The 611-nt window shown below is 43.5% G+C and carries 3 protein-coding genes; all 3 read left to right on the forward strand.

Annotated elements, in window-relative coordinates:
- The coding region (locus R8923_RS14240; protein WP_485873425.1) for a DUF3130 family protein at positions 1 to 161 on the forward strand (161 nt) is incomplete at its 5' end.
- Complete coding sequence (locus R8923_RS14245; RefSeq protein WP_485873423.1) at positions 161 to 361, forward strand: hypothetical protein; 201 nt, start codon at positions 161 to 163, stop codon at positions 359 to 361. The genes R8923_RS14240 and R8923_RS14245, both read left to right, overlap by 1 nt.
- Positions 358 to 611: T7SS effector LXG polymorphic toxin (locus R8923_RS14250; RefSeq protein ID WP_485873424.1), on the forward strand; the 254-nt coding region annotated here is incomplete at its 3' end. The genes R8923_RS14245 and R8923_RS14250, both read left to right, overlap by 4 nt.

The raw sequence follows: 611 nt of genomic DNA on the forward strand, positions 1-611 counted from the left end.
TTAATGATTTACGTACGGCTATCATGGAATCGATTGAACCGATGGATCTGGTGAGTCAGCTTGTCGAAAAGGATGCAGATCGTTTGAAAAAGATGGGACAAGCATTTACGGAGATGGATCTGGCGGCTAGCCAAAGTATCCAAGAGCTGGAGGTGCGCTAATGGATGCGGTGAACGAAAAGCGGACGCAAGCACTTGAGACGTATAAAAAGAAGTCCCGGAAAGAAGAAGAAAAACTTCAAATCCTTTTGAAAAAGCAATATGAAGCAGATGATTTACAGGAAGAGCTGGGGCAAGTGAAAGGTAAATTAAATCAGTTCGAAGAACAACAAGTGCGCTTACGGAAGGAGCTGACTTCATGAGCCGCATTGATATTCAAGAAATCCGAGCCTTCCAAGCTTCCTTAAAAAGAAGCAATGCCGCCATGCGAACGTCCATTCAGAAAATGAATGTTGTGGCCTTCCAGTACGCGGCAGATACGTCGATAAGTGGGCAAGCCATTCAGACGTCTAAGGCTTATTTTCAGGAAAACTACGCTGCAATTTGTGCAAGCCTCATCCAAATTTTAAACACGAGTGAAGAGCTTTTAGAGAGCTATTTGAATGACTTTCA

The organism is Listeria tempestatis, assembly GCF_963575625.1.
In the GTDB taxonomy this organism is placed as follows: Bacteria; Bacillota; Bacilli; order Lactobacillales; family Listeriaceae; genus Listeria; species Listeria tempestatis.

What these genes read in the sequence shown, in the direction of transcription:
- R8923_RS14245 (WP_485873423.1), top strand. Translation starts at nt 161, where the DNA reads ATGGATGCGGTGAACGAAAAGCGGACGCAAGCACTTGAGACGTATAAA.